The organism is Streptomyces sp. NBC_01335 (genome assembly GCF_035953295.1).
Classification (GTDB): Bacteria; Actinomycetota; Actinomycetes; order Streptomycetales; family Streptomycetaceae; genus Streptomyces.
Genome location: NZ_CP108370.1, coordinates 6202862 through 6221750, shown reverse-complemented (window position 1 = coordinate 6221750; position 18889 = coordinate 6202862). Strand labels below are relative to the sequence as shown.

Genomic DNA, 18889 nt, shown 5'->3' with positions numbered 1-18889 from the left:
GAGGGGTGGGAGCGCTCCCAAGCGCAGCCCGATGGTAGCGGCGCTGGGCATCGCGGAGAAGATGTGGGACGAGAGGTCATCGGATGAATCAGGTCGGGTGCGCGGAGTGTCAGGCCCGGCCGTGGCGGACGGGCACACAGGCCGACGCGGTCGCGGCGCCCGGCGCCGAGCGCGCCCGCAACCGGGCGGACCACCGACGGGGCTGATGAGATGATGATCAGCTCGCCGGACTTCCGGCGAGGTGCACATCGGGGAGGGCACAGAAAATGGTGACGCGGAGAACGCTGTCCGTGATGGTGTGCGGCGTGGTGGCGACGGGGGCGCTGGCCGCGTGCGGCGGGAGCGGCACCGGGAGGTCGGAGGGCAAGCCCTCGCCGGCACCCTCCGCGAGCGACGCGGAACGCATGACCGAGGCACTGAAGCTGTTCAGGGGGTATCGGTCCTACGGGCTGAAGGGGGAGGTCAGGGACGACGTCGGCACTCGAATCGACGTGCACGTCGACCGGCGGGGCAACTGCGCCGGAAGCTACGAAACGCTGGGGAACACCACCCGGTTCGTCATGGTCGGGAACCAGGCCTGGGAAGCCTACGACGAGGGGGGCCTGAGCAGTTTCGTGGAACTCGCCAAGCTGGTGAAACCCGAGGCGGTGGCCTCCACGGAAGCGGCGGTCGAGAAGACGCGCGGCAAGTACGTGGCATGGTCGGCCCGTGAGCTGAGGAACGTCCTCGCCCTGTCCCTGTGCGGGATGGACCGGCCGTACCAGGAAGTGCCCGACTCGGTGCCCACCGCCGAGCGGGGCTCCGCCGGAACGGAGGCCGGGGTGCGCCTGGTCTCGCTCACGTACCCCGGAAAGGACGGCGAGGTGGTCGTCCGGGTGCCCGAAACGGGGACGCCGACGCCTCGTCACATCGAGTTCGAGATCGGGGACGTGCCCGTCCTGGTCGATATCGACGACCAGAACCTCCCCGTCGAGGCGGAACCGCCCGCTCCTTCCGACGTGGTTGCGGCGGACGACGTGCGCGGGCTGGACCTGCTCAGCGACTGAGGGATGCGGCCTCGAGGGGAAGAGGCAGCAGGCGGCGCGGTCGGCGGCCACGGTTCAGGGCCGGGAGCCCTCGGGGCGGGCGGGTGTGCGGCGGCCGGGTGCGGGGGACCCGGCCGCCGCACACCCGCCCGCCCCTTCGGGTCTCGCCGCCGCCTTGCGCGGCCGCCCGAGCAGCACCCCCGCGAGGATCAGCGCCATCCCTCCGAGCTGCCGGACGGTGAGGCCCTCCGCCGCCAGGACCGTGCCGAGCAGGACGCCGGTGACCGGGTTGAGGAGGCCGACGAGGCCGACCGTGGCGGCGGGCAGCAGGCGCAGGGCCGCGAACCAGGCGAGGAAGGCGAGGGCGGTGGCGACGAGGGTGACGTAGCCGAAGCCCACCAGCGCCCGGCGGCCCAGCGGTGGCGGTGCTCCCTCGCGTACGACCGCCGCCACCAGCAGGAGTACCCCGCCGAAGCAGAGCTGCCAGGCGGTGGTGGCGAGGACCCCGGCGCCGGAGCTCCAGCGCTGGGAGAGTACGTACCCCAGGGAGGAGACCAGCATGGCGGCGACGGAGGCGATCAGGCCGCCGGTCCCGCCGCCTCCGGTACGGCCCCACATCATCAGGGCCACCCCGGCGAGTCCGCTCACGCCGCCGGCCAGGTGGGCGGCGCGGGGGCGCTGGGCGAGCAGGGCCCAGGCGGTCACCGTCATGACCAGCGGGGAGAGCGCCATCACCATCGACGCGGTGCTGGTGGCCAGGCGCTGGGCGGCGATGTAGACGAGCACGAAGAAGGCGCTGGTGTTCAGCAGGCCCAGCACGGCGGACCGCCACCACCAGGCGCCGGTGGGCCGGGTCCGGGCGAGGAGCAGCAGCAGGCATCCGGCGGGCAGGGCGCGCAGGGTGGCTCCCCAGAGCGGGTTTCCGGCGGGGAGGTAGTGGCGGGTGACGTAGTAGGTGGTGCCCCAGGCCACCGGCGCCACGGCGGCGATGGCCAGGCCTCGCACATTGGCTTCCATGGAAGACATATTAGCTTCCTAGGAAGCTACTCACTAGGGTGGAATCATGCAGCAGCCCCACGCGCACCAGGACCCGCCGCCCGATCACGTGGCCCGCATCCAGGCCGCCTGGCGCCGCGAGCGCCCCGACCTCGACGTCGGCCCGCAGGCCGTCATCGGGCGCCTGCACCGCCTCGCCGCCCTGCTCACCCGGGAGTTGTGCGTGGTCTACCAGCGGTACGGCCTCAGCGAGGGCGAGTTCGACGTCCTCGCGGCGCTGCGCCGGGCCGGAGCCCCGTACGAGCGGGCCCCCGGGGAGCTGGCGGCGCACACCATGGTGACCACCGGGGCGATGACCAAGCGCATCGACCGGCTGGAGCGGTCGGGGCTGGTGACCCGGCGCCGGGGGGACGGGGACGGCCGCGGGCGGGTCGTCGCCCTGACCGTGCCGGGGCGCGAACTCATCGACCGGGCGTTCACCGACCACATGCACAACGAGCGGCGCCTCCTCGCCGCGCTGCCCCCGGCGCGGGCCGACGCGCTGGAGGGCCTCCTCACCACCTGGCTCGCCGAACTGGAGGACCCGCGCGGCGACGGCCGGAAGTGAGCCCGGCGGGCGGAGCCGAAGCCCCGCGGGCGGAGCCGAGACCCTGCGGGCGGAGCCGAGACCCTGCGGGCGGAGCTGGGACCCGGCGGGCGGGGCTCGGACCCGGCGGGCCTCAGATCCTGGCCAGACTCCGCACCACATGGGTCATGTGCTGGACGGTGCCGACCCGCAGCCAGGTGGCGGCGTTGCCCGTACCGGGACCGTCCGATCCGGTGCGCACGGCGGGGTGTGTCAGCGGGCGGGCGCAGTCGCGCAGCCAGCACTCCCCCGAACTGGCCAGCGCGCCACGGAAGTCGGGCAGCCGCAGGAGTGCGCGTGCGGCCTCACGGTTGGCCCTCGCCCGGTCCGGGCCGCTGTGCAGGACCTTCACCAGCGCGAAGGTCCGGTCCGTGGTGTAGCGCAGATACCCCCAGTCCGGTCCTCCCCGCTGGTCCGGCCGGTACGGGCGGGCCAGGGCGGTGGCCGGCTGGACCCCGTAGTCCCCGAAGCCGAGGGCGGCGAGCCGGCCGGCGGGGTTCCGCCGTATCTCCCGCCAGAGCTGCCAGTCCCTGCGGGGCTCCTCCCGTACGCCCCGGTCCAGCATCTCGGCCGTCACCTGCGGGAATCCTCCGCCGATGGTGACGACGGAGCGCCAGTCGGCCAACGGGAGCAGGGCGTCGAGGGCGCGCAGCGCCTCCTTGTGGGCGCCGGGCCGGCCGGCGAGGACACCGCCGAGGTCGATCAGCAGATCGAGCTCCACGGCACGACCCGCCCGTGCCGGCAACCGGGCCACCGCCTCGGTGAGTTCGTGGTCCCACTCGCCGGGCACCGGTACCCGGACGCCGAGCGGGCGCCCGTACTCCGCCGCCGTCGCGAACGCCGCGTCCTGCTGGGCGGCGGGCCGCAGCGGTCCGGTCACCGGCCGGAACGCGCCGAACTCCACGTATGCGGCGAACACTTCGGCGAGTACCGGGATCTGCGCCTCCTCGGCGAAGGGGGCGTCGAGCCACGCCGGGCCCCCGGACTGGACCCGGCTCACCTCCGCGACCTCCCGGCGGACGGCGGCGGCCAGCGAGGCGCCCCGCGCTTCGGGGTGGGGCGGCAGGCTCCACAGGGGTGTGACACCGTCCCGGACGGCGGGCCGCAGATCACGGTAGGCCCGGGCGGCGTGGCTGCGCACCGGGAGTACGGGAACGTACAGAAGTCTCGGCATGGCGGCTCCCCTGGGGACGGTCCTGCGATCCCTGGCGGCCGTTCCGGCGGCGCGGCGCGTTCGTGCCGAGGAGGCTCTCCCCTCCAGGGGGAGCGCTCTCGGGCGCCGTCGGCACGGTTCTCCTGCGGGAAAGGGTCCTCGGCGCCCGGAGGCCGCGAAAGGGGGCCTGACCGGACGCTCTGGCCGAATCGAACAGGTGCGGGTGGGCAGGGACGCGCGCGTCGGCCCCGAGGGGATCGCCGCCACCCCGAGGAGCCGGGGTGGCGGCGATCCGCCGACACCTCTCAGTCGGTGAACCGCTTCACGAAGGCCAGCGCGGTGTCCGCGACCTCGCGCCACCCGGAGTCGATGGTGAGCGCGTGGCCGCGACCCGCGATCTCGGTGATCTCGGTGACCGCGCCCCCGTTCTTCTCCTGCTTCTTGTACGAGGCGTTGGCGATGGCCCAGGGCACGGTGTGGTCCTTCTCGCCGGAGATGATCAGCAGGGGCCCGCGCTCGGGGCTGAGCGTGTCGACCTTCACCTCGGTCCAGGGGTTGAAGTTCGCGGCGGCCGCCTGGAAGAGGGGTTCGCCCGGCGCGGGGACCGCGAACCGCTCGTACAGTTCCCTCGCCTCCTCCTCGGTCACCGCGTTGGCGAAGGAGTAGCGGAACTGGTCGTAGGTCAGGGGCACGGCCCGGTGGTAGTTGGCCGGGTTGCCGAGTACGGCACCGGCGGCGCGCAGCGAGGAGACGGGCAGCGGGAGGACGCCCCGGAAGGGGGCCGGGTCGATGGCGACCGACGCCGCCGCCAGGCCCCGCCCGGCGAGCATCTGGGTGATGAGACCGCCGAAGGAGTGCCCGATCACCACGGGTTTGCGGTCCAGGCGTTCGATCAGGGACGCGAAGTGGTCGGCGACCTGGCCCACGCTCTTGCCCGCGAACACCTCGGGGTGGGCGTTGGCGTCGGCCACCGTGTCGGGGTCGTCCGGCCAGCCGGGGGTGAGGGGGGCGTATCCCGCTTCTTCGAAGACGGTGGCCCACCGGTCCCAACTGCTGGGCAGCAGCCACAGACCGTGGACGAAGACGACAGGGGTGCGGTCGCCCTCATTGATGCGTTCGATGGCCCGGAGATCGGCCGATGCGGACATGTGTGTTCCTCTCTGGTCCCTCCCAGCCTGCGCGGATCCCGACCGGTCCGGGCCTCTGCCGGGCGAGCTGTGCACGGTGGGTCAACCGGACCTCACGGCAGGGCTGTCGGAGGCGGACGGGCCGGATTCGGGCGACTTGCGCGCCCCGTCCGGCCGTACGGCGCAGACTTGTTGCCCGGCGACGCACAGCGCGGCCGCGGTGACCACCGCGCAGGGCCGGGGCGCCCTACGCTGCCGGGGTCGTCCGCTGCCGCACACCGCAGTCGGTCCGCATCCGAAGGAGGAACCGGTGAAGACCGTCTGGGGCACCTCCGCCCTCCCCGTCCGGGACCGTGCCGAAGCGCTGCGCGAGACCATCCGCGAGCAGGTCGTCCCGGTCGATCTCGTCCTGCCGGCACGCCCCGACCAGGTGTTCGCCGACGTCACGATCTCCGCGCTCGGCTCGCTACAGATCAGCACGGTGCGGGCGAACCCCGCGACCGTCCACCGCACCCCGCGCCTGGTGAGGGCGGACGCGGAACCGGTGCTCTTCATCAGTCTCCAGGTCTCCGGGCACAGCACCGTCGTGCAGGACGGCAGACACGCGGTCCTGCGCCCCGGGGATCTCGCCTTCTACGACACCCGGCGCCCTTACACGCTGCTCTTCGAACGGGGCGTGGACGCGCACTTCTTCCGGGTGCCCATGGAGGAACTCGGCCTGCCCGAGCCCATGTTGCGCGCGGTGACGGCTCGTACGCTCGACGGCGGGAGCGGCATCGCGGGACTGGCCTCCGGCTACCTCACCCGCCTCGCCACCGGGCCCCGGTTCCACGAGGGACCGGCGGCGCGGCTGCTCGCCTCCCCGACCCTGGAGCTGGTCCGCGCCGTCGTGGCCGGGGAGTCGGGCAGCGGCGCGCTCGCCACCGGCGCGCTGCACGAGACGCTCGGCACACGGATCGTGGAACACCTCCACACCCGTCTGGGCGACCGGGACCTGACACCCGCGTCGGTGGCCCGCGCCCACCACATCTCGGTACGGCACCTGTACGCGGTGCTGGCCCGGAACGGCATCGTGTTCGGCTCCTGGGTCCGCGAGCAGCGACTCGACGCCTGCCGCCGCGAGTTGTCCCGGGTGCCGCCGAACAGCGGGACGATCGCGGCGCTGGCGCACCGCTGGGGCTTCTCGTCGACGGCCCACTTCAGTCGCGCTTTCAAGGCCGCCTACGGGGTCTCACCCCGGGCCTGGCGCGAGGCACGGCGGCCGGCAGCCGCACAGGTCCCGCGCCGGCTTCCGCCCGTCGGCGACGAGGGCCCCGGCGCACCGGCATGACACACCGTCAGGTGTGCGCTCACCTGGCCGGGACGGTGTCCGGGCACGGGTTTCAGGGGGGACGCGCGCACACCCTCCACCGGGAGGTACGGTCATGCCGTGCGGGCAACCGGATCTCCGGCCAACTGCACCCGTTGAAGCGCGAGTAGGAGATTCCGATGGCCCCTGACGACATTGAGTTCCGCAAGAAGATCCGTGCCGACATACCCCACTCCGCGCGGGTGTGGAACGCATGGCTGGGCGGAAAGGACAACTACCCCGTCGACCGGGAGCTGGCGGACGCGGTCACCGCCGCCTACCCGGCGACGGCCGCCATCGCGAAGGCCTCGCGCGCCTTCCAGGCCAGAACGATCCGCTACCTCGGCGGTCTGGGCGTCCGCCAGTTCCTGGACGTCGGCACCGGGCTGCCGGTGGAGAACAGCACCCACCAGGTCGCGCAGGCCGTCGACCCGACGTCCCGGATCGTCTACGTGGACAACGACCCCATCGTGCTGGTGCACGCCGCGGCGCTGCTGACCAGCTCGCCCGAGGGCGCCACCGCCTTCGTGGACGAGGACCTCACCAACACGGACGCGGTGGTGGACGAGGCGGCGAAGACCCTCGACCTCACCCAGCCGGTGGCGGTACTGCTGCTGTCGACGCTGGGGCACCTGCTCCCCGACGACGGGATCAAGGTGGTCCAGTCGTACATGTCCCGGATGCCGTCGGGCAGTTACCTGGTCATCTGCGACACCATCAAGACCCCGGAGACCCTCGCGGCCCAGGACGCGTACGACTCGGGCGACAATCCGCCCTACCTGGTGCGCGAGCCCGAGGAGATCACCGACTGCGCCGAAGGACTGGAGCTGGTCGACCCCGGGTTCCTCTCCATCACGTACTGGCGCCCCGACGGCGAGCCCGAGGGCCCCGGCGTCGACCAGTGGGGTCTCGTCGCCCGTAAGCCCTGACGCTCCGGGCACCACGAACCTGGGTCGTGTCGTCGAACCGCCGTCTGCCGGGCGATGCCTGGCACGCACGCCCGAGGGTCCCTCCGCGCGGGGCGGGGGGACCCTCGGCGTTCGCGGTGCGGGGTCAGGGCTGGATCGGCATGGTCCAGCAGTTGGAGCTCGCGGACTTGCCGGCCAGCCGGTCGGTCAGCCAGGAGATGGCGTCGCCCTGGTCGGTGAGGAGCGGGACCAGGTGGTTGGTGACGATCTTGTCCCCGAGGTTGGGGAGGATGATGGCGTCGTAGGTGACGTTGGCGCCCTTGTGGCACCAGTCGACGGCGAGTTGGCGCGCCTGGGCGTGCGGCACGATGTCGTCCTGGATGCCGGTGGCCACCCGTACGGGGGTGGTGGGCTTGAGGTTGCCGATGCGCTGGGCGTCGAGCGTGGCCTTGAGCTGCGGAATGGTGTCGACCAGCTGGCTCAGGGACTTGCCGCTGGTGGTCCAGGAGCTGCTCTTCCTGAAGCCGTAGCCGAAGAGCGCGTCGCCGATGCACATCGTGGAGAGGTCGGCGAGGGCCGCCTTGCCGGTGGCGTTGATCTGGGCGTCCGCGATGGGCTGGAGGGACGGGTCGGTCTGGAGGAAGCCGTTCAGGGACCAGCCCAGGGCGCCGGCCAGGGCGCTGCCGTCGATGCCCTTGATGGTGGCGGTCAGGTCGGCCGGAGGTGCGCCGACGTAGGTACCGGCCAGTTTGACGTCCGGCGCGTAGGTGGGCTGGAGTTCGGCGGCCGAGGCGCTGGCGCCGCCGCCCTGGCTGTAGCCGTAGAGCCCCACCGGTGAGGCGGCGGTGACGGACGCCCCGCTCACCCCGCGCGCCGCGCGGGCGGCGTCGAGGAGCGCGTGGCCGCCGTCGACCCGGCTGACGTAGGTGTGCAGCCGGTCGGTGGCGCCGAGGCCCGCGTAGTCGGTGACGACCACGGCGGTACCGGCCGCCAGCAGCCGGTAGACCGAGAGGTCCTCGTATCCGATGGAGACGGTGTCGCCGTTGAGCGTGATCGGGTTCTGGAGGCCCAGCGAGGCCGCGCACTGGTCGCCCTGCCCCATCGTGCCGGGCGCGAGCGCGACGAGCGGACGCGGTCCGCTCCCCTTCCACGCGGCCGTCGGTTCGATGTAGGCGCCGGTCACGGCTACCGGGGAGCCGTTGGTGTCGGTGGACTTGTACATGAGCCGGGTCGCCTTGCCCGGGAGCGGGCCGCCCAGGCTGGGCAGGCTCAGCGCCAGCTTGAGCGGCTCGGTACGCACCAGCGCGCCGTCCGCCGCGGGCAGGGTCTGGGGCGGGGTGTAGAAGGCCGGGATCTCCACGCCCCGGGAGACCACCGGGGTAGTGGCGGCGGACGCGGGAAGCGTCTGGGCGCCCAGGCAGGCCGCGGCGGCGATCCCGGCCGCCAGCAGACGCCCGGTGATCACCCCCGCGGTGCCGCGCCGGGCCGGACGGGCGGTCCGGCGGCTCGGGGCGGATGGGGATGCGTGAGGGGGACGGGCACTGCTCGGTCGTTCCATGCGGCTCACTCCTCGGTTCGGGGGAAGGACGAGAGTTCGCTACCGGCGGCTCGTGCCGTGGGGGCACCGGGACCCTGATCCCGCACCGGAGTGTGCACATTGGGGGCTCTGCGCCGGGTTCCGGATCGGACAGGGGTGCGCCGAGCCCGGAAAACGCGCGGATACACGCTGGTTACTCGCGAGTCCTACTGGAGAGTAGGTCCGGGTGTCACTCAGTGACAAGACGTCTGCGCGCGCCGGATCGCGCCATCCGCCCGCGCCGGGAAGGGCGGAACGGTGAGCCCCGGCCCCTACGCCGGTGGTACCGCGTCGCGCAGTTGGGAGCGGTGGGTGATGCCGAGCTTGGGAAAGCTGCGGTAGAGGTGTGAGGCGACCGTGCGCGGGGACAGGTAGAGCCGCTCGGCTATCTGCGGGTTGGTCAGCCCTTCGGCGGCCAGGCGCAGGACCTGCCGGGTGCGGGGGGAGAACTCCGCGAGCCGGTCCCCGCTCGGCGGCCGTACGGTGACGCCCGCGGCGCGCAGTTCGGCCTCGGCGCGGTCGGCGAACGGCCGGGCGCCGAGCCGTTCGAAGGCGTCGAGGGCCGCGGCCAACTGCACCCGGGCGTCGGCCACTCGCCGCCTGCGGCGCAGCCACTGGCCGTGGTGGAGCTGCGTCAGCGCCCGCTCGAAGGGCCACGCCGGGCCCTCCGGTACGGCGAGCGCGGCGGCGAAGTGGTCCTCGGCCGCGTCGGCCGGGGCCAGCAACGCGGCGGCGTGGGCGAGGCGTTGGGCGAGTCGCGGGGAGGCTGCGGACCCCACCGACTCCCGCACCCGGGCGAGGACCGCGCGGGCGTCGTCCTCCTGGCCGGTGCGGGCGGCGGCCAGGGCGAGTTCGGGCAGGAGGTAGCAGCCCAGATGGGGGTGGAGCGGTGTGCCGTCCGTGTCGTAGAGGGGACGCAGGACGGCGTGGGCGGCGGCGTGGTCCTCGTCGGTGAGCGCGGCGAGACCGAGGGCCCAGCGGACCCGGCCGGACAGCAGCCGCAGGTGGGCGGTCTCCGCGTGGTCGAGGATCGGCCGCAGTGACGTCTCCGCCGCCGTCCGGTTCCCGGCCGCCGCGTCCAGCGTGCCCAGCAGGACGCGGGCCACGGTGACCGAGAGCAGCGACGGCGGCCGGCCCGGCGTTTCGTCGAGGCTCCGCGCCCCGAGGCGGGCCTCGCTCCACCGGCCCGCGTCGAAGAGGGCCCAGGCGCGGTCCGCGGCGGCCGTACCGGCCTGCACGGTGAGGGAGTCGGCCCGGTCGGGGTGGGCGACGGCGTCCAGCAGGCCGATGGAGACGTCGGTGGCGTCGAGCCACATGGCGAGGGCGCCGGCGAGGTGCTGCTCCGCGGGTTCGCCGCGCAGCGCGGCGGTCAGCGTGGGCAGCGCGGCACGCGCCCGTACGGCGGCGTGGTGGGGGTCGAGGATCCAGGCGATCCAGGTGGCGTAGAGGTCCGTCCCGGGCGGGAAGGCGCCGGCGGCGAACTGCCGGGCGAGCTCTCCGCGCAGGTCGGCGCGGGCCGTGTGGTGGGTGATGTGCGCGCCGACGGTGAGCGTGTACGGAGCGATGGCCGGGTCGGGGAGCCGGCCGGCCGGCAGGACCAGGTGGAAGGCGTGCTCCATGCGCAGGGTCATCGAGGCGGCGACGGCGCCCAGTTGGGCGGTCCAGGCGCGGGCCTCCGGGTCGTCGCTGAGGGCGCTCGCGCGGGAGGCGAGCTCCTCGGCCCGGGTGACGTCGCCGGCCACCATCGCGACCACGGCGGCGATCCCCAGCCGTCGGCCCTGCTCCTCGGGGCGGGGGCTGAGCTGGGCGGCGCGGACGAATCCGGCGACGGCCTCGGCGATCGCGCCCCGCATGCGGTAGCGCTCGGCGGCGGTCTCGATCTGCCGGGCGACCTCCTCGTCCGGGGTGACGGTGGCCGCCGAGAGGTGCTCCGCCCGGCGGTCGGCGTCCCGCTCGGCGGAGGCCAGGCGCAGATGGGCGCGTCTGCGTGCGGCGTACGGGGCGCTCGTGTACACGGCGGAGACGACCAGCGGGTGGCGGAACTCCAGCCGCCCCGCGTGCAGATGGACCAGCCCGGCCGCCTCGGCGGGCCGCCACACCTCGAAGGAGTCGGGCTCGTCCTCCGCCAGCGCCTGCGTGATCACCGACAGGTCGGAGGTGCCGGCCGCCGCGGCGGTCAGCAGGGCCTGCGCCGTCGCCTCCGGCAGGGCGCCGAGCTGGGCGGCGAAGACTTCCTCCAGACGGCGGGTGAGGGGCAGGTGGGCGGTCCGTCCCCAGGCCGCGGGGCCTTCCTGGCCCATGGCGCCGGGGAGTTCGATGAGCGCCAGCGGGTTTCCGCGCGCCTGCTGGAGTATCCGGCGGCGGGTGCCGGGCTCCAGGTCCCCGTGCCGGCGGGCGAGCAGCAGCGCGCTGTCGGTCTCGGTGAGCGGGCCGACCAGCAGGGTGGGCAGGGCGGGCGCGAGCCGGTCGGGCAGGGCGGTACCGCGCCCGGCGACGAGCAGGCGGATCGGTTCGCCCTCCAGGCGGCGGGCGAGGAACGCCAGGATGTCGAGGCTCGCGGGGTCCATCCAGTGCACGTCGTCGACGGCCAGCAGGAGGGGTCCGAGGTCGGCGAGGCGGGAGAGGAGGTTCAGCACGCCGAGGCGCAGCACCATGGGGTCGGGGGAGCTCGCGGTGTCGGTCAGCCCGAACGCGGCGTTCAGCGCCGCGCGTTGCGCTTCGGGAAGCTGCTCGATCGAGGCGGCCGCCGGGAGGAGGAGCTGGTGCAGCCCGGCGTACGCGAGCCCCCGCTCGCCCTCGCTTCCCCGGCTGCGCAGTACGCGGCTGCCGGTCGCGCGCGCCCGCTCGGCGACCACCCGCAGCAGCTCGGTCTTGCCGACGCCCGGCTCCCCGATGAGCGCGAGGGCCTGCCCTTCGGCGGAGTCCGGGGCCAGGGCCCGTGCGACGGCGGCGAGTTCGCGCTCGCGGCCCACGGGCGAGGCGCCGGCGTCCGGCCCGGACCCGGTCCCGCCCCGGCCGCCCGGGTCTCGCGGGTCTCGCGGGTCTCGCGGGTCTCGCGGGTCTCGCGGGTCTCGCGGGTCGCCGCCGGGCGGTACCGGTACCGCATCGTTCGTTTCCACGCCCGGCGACGCCCCCTGCCCGGTCGACATCCTGTACTTCGCCCCCGGGTCGGAGGCTATCGGCTGTGGGTCGGTCCGTGTGCGGATCACGGATCACGACATGATCATGAAACCCTCACACCATGGGGAGACGGCCCGCCGCCTCGCCTCCTGCCGCCTCGGGCTGGACGACGTCCCAGTGCTCGGCGATCCGGTTGCCTTCAAAGCGGAAGACGTCCACCACCGCGGCGGGTTCGCGTCCGGGCACGGTGAGCCGGGCGTGCGTCACCACGAAGTCCGACTCGGCGATGATCCTGGCCGGTTCCCAGACGGCGCCCTCCGCGTTCCCGGCCCGGGTGCGCAGTCCGGGGAGGCCGCCGGACCGTCCGGGGCTGTGTTCCACGAAGTTCTCGGTCCAGTCGCGTTCCAGGTGCGTGGTGTCGCCGGCCAGCAGGTCCCGCATGGCGCGCACGGCGACCTCCTTGCGGTCGCAGGCACCGCCCTGGACGCGCTCGTCCCCGTCGATCCGCCGCAGGGTTCCTGCCATGACCGCACAACTCCCGTCTCCTCTGGCCAGCGTGGCGCGCAGCACGCCGTTGGTGAAGTCCTGGAGCTGCGTGACGGAGGTGCCCGATCCGTCCTGCCAGAAGGTGAAGTACAGCCCGGCCCTGACCTCGGTCATCGTCATGCGCACGGTCTCCTCGCGGCCGTCCGCACCGTCCCCGGCGTCCCCCTCCAGCACCGTCACCGTGAGCCGGTCGGCCGCGACGAAGTCGAGCAACAGCACGAGGTCTCCGAGATCTCCGAGGTACTGGTGACCGAAGATGGCGTCCGGCATGGGCACTCCGTTCGGGGACAGCGGTCGGATCACCAGTCTGCGCGGGCCGTGCGGGGAGGCGCATCGTACGGATGACTGCATCCGAGGGGCGGCGGGCGGGTGCCCTCGCCTCCCGGCCGCCGAGGGCACCTCGGCAGGCCGCCCGCGCGCCGGGCGGCGGGCGGGCCGGGCGCCGGGCGGCGGGCGGGCCGGGCAGCGGGCGGGCCGGCGGGCTCGGTGCCCACCGCCGCCGGGTACCGGTCCGGTGCCACGCCCCCGGTCCGCGGCGGGGTGCCGGGCGGGGAGCACACCGTGCGGTCGGCGCCCGCGCGGTTGCAGTCATTCGCCCGGTTCCAGGACGCCCGCCGGTTCCTAGCGTGGGGCCATGCCTCCTGCTCATGACATCGAACAGATCGACGCGGCCAACGCCTCGGGCCGCGTCCCCGTCGTCTTCGTCCACGGTCTGTGGCTGCTCTCCAGCAGCTGGGACCGGTGGGCCGCCCTCTTCGAGGCGGCCGGATACGCCCCCGTGGCCCTGTCCTGGCCGGACGACCCGACCACGGTCGACGAGGCCAACGCCCATCCCGAGATCCTCGCCGACAAGACCGTCGGCCGGATCGCCGACCACCTCCAGGCCCTCGTCGGCAAGCTCGACGTCCAGCCGGCCGTCGTCGGGCACTCCTTCGGCGGCCTGCTCACCCAGATCCTGGCCGGCCGGGGCCTGGCGCGTGCCTCCGTCGCCATCGATCCCGCGCCGTTCCGTGGGGTCCTGCCCCTGCCGTTCTCCGCGTTGCGCGCCTCCGCCCCGGTCCTGACCAACCCGGCGAACATCCATCGTGCCGTTCCGCTCACTTTTGAGCAGTTCCGATACGCTTTCGCCAACGCCGTGGACGAGCAGGAGGCGCGGGACCTGCACCGGACGTTCGCGGTCCCCGCGCCCGGCGCCCCTCTCTTCCAGGCCGCGACCGCCAACTTCAACCCCTGGACCGAAGCCCGGGTCGATACGGAGAACCCCGAACGGGGCCCGCTCCTCATCATCTCCGGGGAGAAGGACCACACCGTGCCGTGGGCCATCGCCAACGCCTCCTTCAAGCGCCAGAAGCGCAACACCGGCATCACGGAGATCACCGAACTCCCCGGGCGCGGGCACTCGTTGATCATCGACAGCGGCTGGCGCGAGGTCGCCGACACCACGCTCGCCTTCCTCGGCCGCTTCGTCTGATCCGGCCGCTCCGTCCGATCCGGCCGCTCCGTCCGATCCGGCAACTTCGGGCCTTGGCCCCTGCCGAGGCTCCCCGCGCTCCCGTTCGCCCACCTCATCCGTTTTTCCCGCCGACCCGCACTCGGCGTCCCGTATCGATCCGCCCCCTGCCGGCCGGCTCCCACCGGCCCGGACACGGCCCTTCGCGAAGGAACACAGCGATGCCCATCATCACCACCACGGACGGCGCCCAGATCTACTTCAAGGACTGGGGCGACGGCCGCCCCGTCGTCTTCAGCCACGGCTGGCCCCTCAACGCCGACGCCTGGGACACCCAGTCCCACCTCGTCGCCTCGCACGGTTACCGCGCGATCGCGCACGACCGGCGGGGTCACGGCCGTTCCACCCAGACCTGGGACGGCAACCACATGGACCGGTACGCCGACGACCTCGCCGAGCTGATCGAGCACCTCGACCTCCGCGACGCGGTCCTGGTGGGGCACTCCACCGGTGGCGGCGAGGTCACCCGCTACCTCGGGCGCCACGGCACCTCCCGGGTCTCCAAGGCGGTCCTGCTCGGCGCGGTGCCCCCGCTCATGCTGAAGACGGACAGCAACCCCAAGGGCCTGCCCATCGATGCCTTCGACGCGATCCGGGCCGGGGTCGCCGCCGACCGCTCAAGCTTCTACCGGGACCTGAGCGAACCCTTCTACGGCTTCAACCGCGAGGGTGCGACCGTCTCCGAGGGCAAGCGGCAGGAGTTCTGGCTGCAGAGCATGCAGGTTGGACTCAAGGGCGCGCTCGACTGCGTCCAGGCTTTCTCCGAGACCGACTTCACCGAGGACCTGAAGAAGATCGACATTCCGGTCCTGGTGGCCCACGGGGACGACGACCAGATCGTTCCGATCGGGGCCGCCGCCGAGGAGTCCGTACGACTCCTGCCCCGGGCCACGCTCAAGGTATACCCCGGCGCCCCGCACGGACTGTTCGGCGGCTTCGAGGAGGAGTTCGGACAGGACCTCCTCGCCTTCCTCAAGGACTGAGCACCGTTCGGCCGGCCCACCGACCACCGACCGGCCCGAAGCCTCCTCACCGACCCGACCCGACACACCTGGGAGAACCCGTGCACGTCCGACGTATCCGAAGCCTGCTGGCCCTGCCCGCCGTCGCGGGGCTGCTGGCCCTCACCCTGGCGCCCCATGCCTCCGCCGCCCCCGCCGGGGCGGTCCGTGCGACCGTCCGGCCGACCATCGTGCTCGAACACGGCGCGTTCGCCGACGCTTCGGGGTGGAACGCCGTCTCCACCCGGCTCCAGCGGGCGGGATACACCGTCCTCGCCCCCGCCAACCCGTTGCGCGGCCTCGCCTCCGACGCCGCCTACCTGAGCAGTGTGCTGGCCACCGTAGACGGCCCGATCGTGCTGGTCGGACACTCGTACGGCGGTGCCGTGATCAGTCAGGCGGCGGCGGGGAATCCGCAGGTCGAGGCGCTGGTGTTCATCGCCGCCCTGATGCCCGACAAGGACGAGAACCTCGGCGCGCTCGCGGCCCGCTCGACCGAGTCGCAGCTGACCCCGGCCCTGCGCCAGATCCCGACCGGGACCGCCGAGGAAGGCAACCAGAGCGCCGATCTCTTCATCGACCCCGCCCTCTTCCGGGATGTCTTCGCCGCCGATCTCCCGCCGGCCACGACGCGTGTGATGGCCGCCGCCCAACGCCCGGTCGCCGCAGCCGAGTTCGGTGCCACGGCGACCGCCGCCGCCTGGCGCACCATCCCCAGTTGGGCGCTCGTCGCCCGGCAGGACAAGACACTCGGGAGTGACCTGGAGCGCTTCGAGGCCCGGCGCGCCCAGGCCCGTACCGTCGAGATCAACAGCTCCCACGCCGCCCTCGTCTCCCATCCGGGCGCCGTCCTCGACCTGATCGAGGCCGCTGTCAGGTACACGGCGACGAAGGAGGCGCGGCCCCGCCCGTGACGGCCGATCCGGCCCGGCCACCCCGTACGGCAAGGAGCGGCCGGAAAGAGCCTCGAAGAGGCGGCCGGAAAGAGGCGGCCGGAAATACGGCTCGCGTGTGAAGGTCCCGGCGGTATCGGGTGATGCCGTCGGGAATTCCCGTGCCGGGAGCTCCGCCCGCGCGGGCGGCGTCACCCGCCCTCGCGCCCGGGCCGGTCCATCGCCGCTGGTGGACCGGCCCATGAGCGACCGCGGGGCGGCACGAGGAGCGGCGCCCCTCGGACATCTCGAATTCCGGAAGTACGTGTGCGACAAGTCGCCATAACTGTTGCGATCTTGACGGGCAGTCTTCCTCAGTCCCCTTGGAAATCAGACCGTTTGGTCTAGGCTCTGCATGCCTTTGATCTCGCAAGGGAGTTCGACGTGTCCTGGAAGGGTCCATTCCTCGTGGCTGGCGCTGTGTTCTGCAAGGCCGTCGGGGCGAGGCCGACGTGGTGAGGCCGCCGACCCGCGGAGCGCGTCCCGCGAAGCGGACCGACCGGCCTGAGCACGGGACAGCGCTCCGCCCCGCCGTGGTCTGGCCGGCCGCCGCCGTGCTCGCGGCCGGCGGCGCGGTGTCGGCCCTGGCCCTCACCGGCGAGGCGCGGCGCTTCCTGGCCGCCGGCGGTGTCGCGGTCGCCGTGCTGCTGATCGCCCCGGTGGTGCTGCTCGCCCGGAAGCTGAAGGCCGAACGCGCGCACCGCGCCGAGGCGGCGGCGCTCGCCGCCGCCCGGGACGCGGAAGTGGCGCACCTCGCCCGGGTGCGCGTACCGGCCATCGCCGAACTCCTGCGCACCGGGCAGCGGGTGGACGGGGCTCCGGGTCCGCTGCGTGAACGGCGGGAGACCGGCGAGGAGTTCGCGCGGTCCCTGGACCGGGTGGTCGACGTGCTCGGCTCGGACGAGGCGGTGCACCGCGAGCGCGTCCTGCGCGACTCGGTGATGGCCGCCTTCGAGTCGGTGGCGCGCACCATGCACGTGATGGCCACGGTGCAGCAGCAGGTGCTGGACCAGGTGGAACGCTCCCTGGACGATCCCCGCCTGATGGCCGAGGTGATGAAGGCCGACCACGCGGCCTCCCAGATGACCCGCAAGGCGCAGACGCTCCTGGTGATGTGCGGCATCTGGCCCGCGCGCCGGGAGACCCGGCCGGTCTCGCTGTACGACTGCGTACGCGGCGCGCAGTCGCGGATCGTGGAGTTCGGGCGGATCGAGGTGCACGGCGGGCAGACCCTGTACGCGGCGCCTCCGGCGGCGGAGGGGCTGATGCACGCCATCGCCGAACTCCTGGAGAACGCCACGGTTTTCTCGCCCTCGCGCTCCCAGGTCATCGTCAGTGTCCGGGAGGTGGGCGCCGGGGCGGTCGTCGAGATCGACGACGCCGGGCTCGGCATGCCGCCGGACGTGTTGCAGCAGGCTCGGGGCCAGTTGCACGACGATCTGGACCTGACCCGGCTGGGCGCGGTGCCCCGGCTCGGTCTGGCCTGTGTCGGCCGGTGGAGCCGTGAGCTCGGCTTCAACGTGGAGCTGAGCGGCACGTCCGCGTACGGCGGGACCCGCGCCGTGATGTTCGTACCGTTCCGGCTGCTGACCGAGCCGGCGGCGCGGGTCCCGGCGCACCGGCGTCCGGAGGCCTGGCCCGAGAACGACCCGGAGTCCCCGGAGCCCCCGGTGCGGGAACAGCATCGCCAGGCCGGGCGCCGCGAGGACGCCGATCATGCCGAGTACGCCGGGAGCGCCGAGTACACCGGCGCCCGGCCGGGGAACCGCGGCGACGACCTCGTCCCGGCCGGGCCGTCCTCGGAGGGCGGCCCGGAGACCGCGGGTCTCCCCCGCCGCCGCAGTCGGCGGAGCCCGGCCCGTACCCCGGACTCCTCGGACACCGTGTCGCCGCGGGCGGCACGGCACTCGGTGCCCCGGGCGCGGCCCGCCCCCGAGTCCGTCCCCGAGTCCGCGCCGTGGACGCCAGAGGCGGCCCGCGCGTCGATCGCCAGCGTGGTCTCCGGCACCCTGCGCGGACGCGCCGCCCTCGGCGCGTCCGCGGCGGGCCACCGGCCGGCCACCGATCAAACCGAGGCGCCGCCGCCCGGCGAACCGCCTCTGCCCAGTAACCCGAACCAGCACGGAGGCCGGTCGTGACCGGAACCATCACTCGACTCCCCGACCTGGGCTGGATGCTCCGCCCGCTCACCGAGATCCCCGGCGTCCGGCACGCCGTCGTCGTCTCGGAGGACGGTCTGCGTCTCGGCCACGCGTCCGCGAAGAACCTCAAGGGCCCGGTGTCGGGTCTCAGCGTCGCCGAGGCGGAGTCGCTCTCGGCCGCCTGTGCGGCGATGACCATGACGGGCCGCTCCACGACGACCCTGCTCTTCGGGTCCGGCGTGGGGCTGCGCCAGTTGATGCTCGAGTCCGACCACGGGTTCGTCCTGTTCACCCACGCCGGGGTCGGCGCGCACCTGGGGGTCGCCACCGACCTGGAGGCGGACGTCGGCCTCGTGGCCCAGCAAATGCAGCTGCTGGTGGCGAAGATCGGCGCGCACCTGAGCAGTCTGCCGCGGGATCAGGCCATCGCGTCGTCATGACGGACCGGCCCGGGGAGCCGAGAGCGTCGGCGGTACGCCCCTACGTCATCACCCGCGGCCGTGCGGAGTCCGGCGCCGAGCCGTTGTCCTGGGAGTCGCTGGTGATGGCCACGGAGGCGGCGTTCCCCGCGTCCCTCCAGCCGGAGCACCTCGCCATCCTGACGCACTGCGAGGGACTCATCTCGGTCGCGGAGGTGGCGGCGCACCTGCGCCAGCCGCCCTCGGTCGTGCAGGTGCTGCTCGCCGATCTCGTCCAGTGGGGGCTGATCGTGACCCGCCCTCCCATTCCCGCGGCGGAACGCGCGGATGTGACCATGCTCAGAAAGGTCCTCGATGGTCTCGAAAGCCGTATCTGAAGCCTTCGTCGAGGCCGGTCCGGCACCCGTGCCGGGCCGCAGAACCCCGGCCGGTCCCACCTCCGGGAAGTACGTCGCGTCCAGC

16 protein-coding genes are annotated in these 18889 nt (G+C 73.6%); 10 read left to right on the top strand and 6 right to left on the bottom strand.

Going from position 1 to position 18889, the window contains the following annotated elements; genetic code table 11:
- Positions 1 to 266: 266 nt before the first annotated feature.
- Positions 267 to 1046, top strand: a complete 780-nt coding sequence (locus OG599_RS26700; RefSeq protein WP_327178502.1) for a hypothetical protein — start codon at positions 267 to 269, stop codon at positions 1044 to 1046.
- A gap of 54 nt (positions 1047 to 1100) precedes the next feature.
- Here the strand turns inward: OG599_RS26700 and OG599_RS26695 are convergent, their stop codons facing one another.
- On the bottom strand, positions 1101 to 2042 hold the full coding sequence (locus tag OG599_RS26695; RefSeq protein WP_327178501.1) for a DMT family transporter: 942 nt from the start codon (positions 2040 to 2042) through the stop codon (positions 1101 to 1103).
- Positions 2043 to 2088: 46 nt separating this feature from the next.
- Here OG599_RS26695 and OG599_RS26690 point away from each other — a divergent pair, with 46 nt between their 5' ends.
- Complete coding sequence (locus OG599_RS26690; RefSeq protein WP_327178500.1) at positions 2089 to 2628, top strand: MarR family winged helix-turn-helix transcriptional regulator; 540 nt, start codon at positions 2089 to 2091, stop codon at positions 2626 to 2628.
- Positions 2629 to 2740: 112 nt separating this feature from the next.
- Here OG599_RS26690 and OG599_RS26685 read toward each other — a convergent pair whose 3' ends face one another.
- Positions 2741 to 3820 carry a beta family protein gene (locus tag OG599_RS26685; protein ID WP_327178499.1) on the bottom strand — a complete coding sequence of 360 codons (1080 nt, stop codon included), beginning with the start codon at positions 3818 to 3820 and terminating at the stop codon, positions 2741 to 2743.
- Between the two features lie 284 nt (positions 3821 to 4104).
- A complete protein-coding gene (locus OG599_RS26680; RefSeq protein WP_327178498.1) occupies positions 4105 to 4947 on the bottom strand; it encodes an alpha/beta hydrolase in 843 nt (280 codons plus the stop codon).
- 289 nt (positions 4948 to 5236) lie between these two features.
- On the opposite strand from OG599_RS26680, the gene OG599_RS26675 reads away from it, so the two are divergent.
- Both OG599_RS26675 and OG599_RS26670 read left to right on the top strand, forming a co-directional pair.
- Positions 5237 to 6256, top strand: coding sequence for a helix-turn-helix domain-containing protein (locus tag OG599_RS26675; RefSeq protein WP_327178497.1), 1020 nt, complete (start codon positions 5237 to 5239; stop codon positions 6254 to 6256).
- 158 nt (positions 6257 to 6414) lie between these two features.
- On the top strand, positions 6415 to 7203 hold the full coding sequence (locus OG599_RS26670; RefSeq protein ID WP_327178496.1) for an SAM-dependent methyltransferase: 789 nt from the start codon (positions 6415 to 6417) through the stop codon (positions 7201 to 7203).
- A gap of 124 nt (positions 7204 to 7327) precedes the next feature.
- Here the strand turns inward: OG599_RS26670 and OG599_RS26665 are convergent, their stop codons facing one another.
- The 3 genes from OG599_RS26665 to OG599_RS26655 all read right to left on the bottom strand — a co-directional run bounded on the left by OG599_RS26665 (position 7328) and on the right by OG599_RS26655 (position 12694).
- Positions 7328 to 8740 carry a lipase family protein gene (locus tag OG599_RS26665; protein WP_327178495.1) on the bottom strand — a complete coding sequence of 471 codons (1413 nt, stop codon included), beginning with the start codon at positions 8738 to 8740 and terminating at the stop codon, positions 7328 to 7330.
- Positions 8741 to 9030: 290 nt separating this feature from the next.
- Positions 9031 to 11730 carry an ATP-binding protein gene (locus OG599_RS26660; RefSeq protein WP_327178494.1) on the bottom strand — a complete coding sequence of 900 codons (2700 nt, stop codon included), beginning with the start codon at positions 11728 to 11730 and terminating at the stop codon, positions 9031 to 9033.
- 262 nt (positions 11731 to 11992) lie between these two features.
- Positions 11993 to 12694: a nuclear transport factor 2 family protein gene (locus OG599_RS26655; protein WP_327178493.1), complete on the bottom strand. Its 702-nt coding sequence runs from the start codon at positions 12692 to 12694 to the stop codon at positions 11993 to 11995.
- 364 nt (positions 12695 to 13058) lie between these two features.
- Here OG599_RS26655 and OG599_RS26650 point away from each other — a divergent pair, with 364 nt between their 5' ends.
- The 6 genes from OG599_RS26650 to OG599_RS26625 all read left to right on the top strand — a co-directional run bounded on the left by OG599_RS26650 (position 13059) and on the right by OG599_RS26625 (position 18804).
- Entirely contained in the window at positions 13059 to 13895 is an 837-nt protein-coding gene (locus OG599_RS26650; RefSeq protein WP_327178492.1) for an alpha/beta hydrolase, read from the top strand.
- A 200-nt stretch (positions 13896 to 14095) separates the two neighbouring features.
- Positions 14096 to 14917 (top strand): alpha/beta fold hydrolase, encoded by an 822-nt coding sequence (locus OG599_RS26645; protein ID WP_327178491.1) that lies wholly within the window; start codon positions 14096 to 14098, stop codon positions 14915 to 14917.
- Positions 14918 to 14997: 80 nt separating this feature from the next.
- Positions 14998 to 15849, top strand: coding sequence for an alpha/beta fold hydrolase (locus tag OG599_RS26640; protein ID WP_327178490.1), 852 nt, complete (start codon positions 14998 to 15000; stop codon positions 15847 to 15849).
- A 551-nt stretch (positions 15850 to 16400) separates the two neighbouring features.
- On the top strand, positions 16401 to 18005 hold the full coding sequence (locus OG599_RS26635) for an ATP-binding protein (protein ID WP_327178489.1): 1605 nt from the start codon (positions 16401 to 16403) through the stop codon (positions 18003 to 18005).
- Positions 18002 to 18448: a roadblock/LC7 domain-containing protein gene (locus OG599_RS26630; protein ID WP_327178488.1), complete on the top strand. Its 447-nt coding sequence runs from the start codon at positions 18002 to 18004 to the stop codon at positions 18446 to 18448. The genes OG599_RS26635 and OG599_RS26630 overlap by 4 nt, the downstream gene beginning before the upstream one ends.
- A complete protein-coding gene (locus OG599_RS26625) occupies positions 18445 to 18804 on the top strand; it encodes a DUF742 domain-containing protein (RefSeq protein WP_327178487.1) in 360 nt (119 codons plus the stop codon). The genes OG599_RS26630 and OG599_RS26625 overlap by 4 nt, the downstream gene beginning before the upstream one ends.
- Positions 18805 to 18889 lie beyond the last annotated feature (85 nt).

Bases quoted from the DNA above. Each gene is read 5' to 3' on its own strand.
- OG599_RS26700 (WP_327178502.1), top strand. From the start codon at position 267: ATGGTGACGCGGAGAACGCTGTCCGTGATGGTGTGCGGCGTGGTGGCG.
- OG599_RS26695 (WP_327178501.1), bottom strand. From the start codon at position 2,042: ATGGAAGCCAATGTGCGAGGCCTGGCCATCGCCGCCGTGGCGCCGGTG.
- OG599_RS26690 (WP_327178500.1), top strand. From the start codon at position 2,089: ATGCAGCAGCCCCACGCGCACCAGGACCCGCCGCCCGATCACGTGGCC.
- OG599_RS26685 (WP_327178499.1), bottom strand. From the start codon at position 3,820: ATGCCGAGACTTCTGTACGTTCCCGTACTCCCGGTGCGCAGCCACGCC.
- OG599_RS26680 (WP_327178498.1), bottom strand. From the start codon at position 4,947: ATGTCCGCATCGGCCGATCTCCGGGCCATCGAACGCATCAATGAGGGC.
- OG599_RS26670 (WP_327178496.1), top strand. From the start codon at position 6,415: ATGGCCCCTGACGACATTGAGTTCCGCAAGAAGATCCGTGCCGACATA.
- OG599_RS26665 (WP_327178495.1), bottom strand. From the start codon at position 8,740: ATGGAACGACCGAGCAGTGCCCGTCCCCCTCACGCATCCCCATCCGCC.
- OG599_RS26655 (WP_327178493.1), bottom strand. From the start codon at position 12,694: ATGCCGGACGCCATCTTCGGTCACCAGTACCTCGGAGATCTCGGAGAC.
- OG599_RS26650 (WP_327178492.1), top strand. From the start codon at position 13,059: ATGCCTCCTGCTCATGACATCGAACAGATCGACGCGGCCAACGCCTCG.
- OG599_RS26645 (WP_327178491.1), top strand. From the start codon at position 14,096: ATGCCCATCATCACCACCACGGACGGCGCCCAGATCTACTTCAAGGAC.
- OG599_RS26625 (WP_327178487.1), top strand. From the start codon at position 18,445: ATGACGGACCGGCCCGGGGAGCCGAGAGCGTCGGCGGTACGCCCCTAC.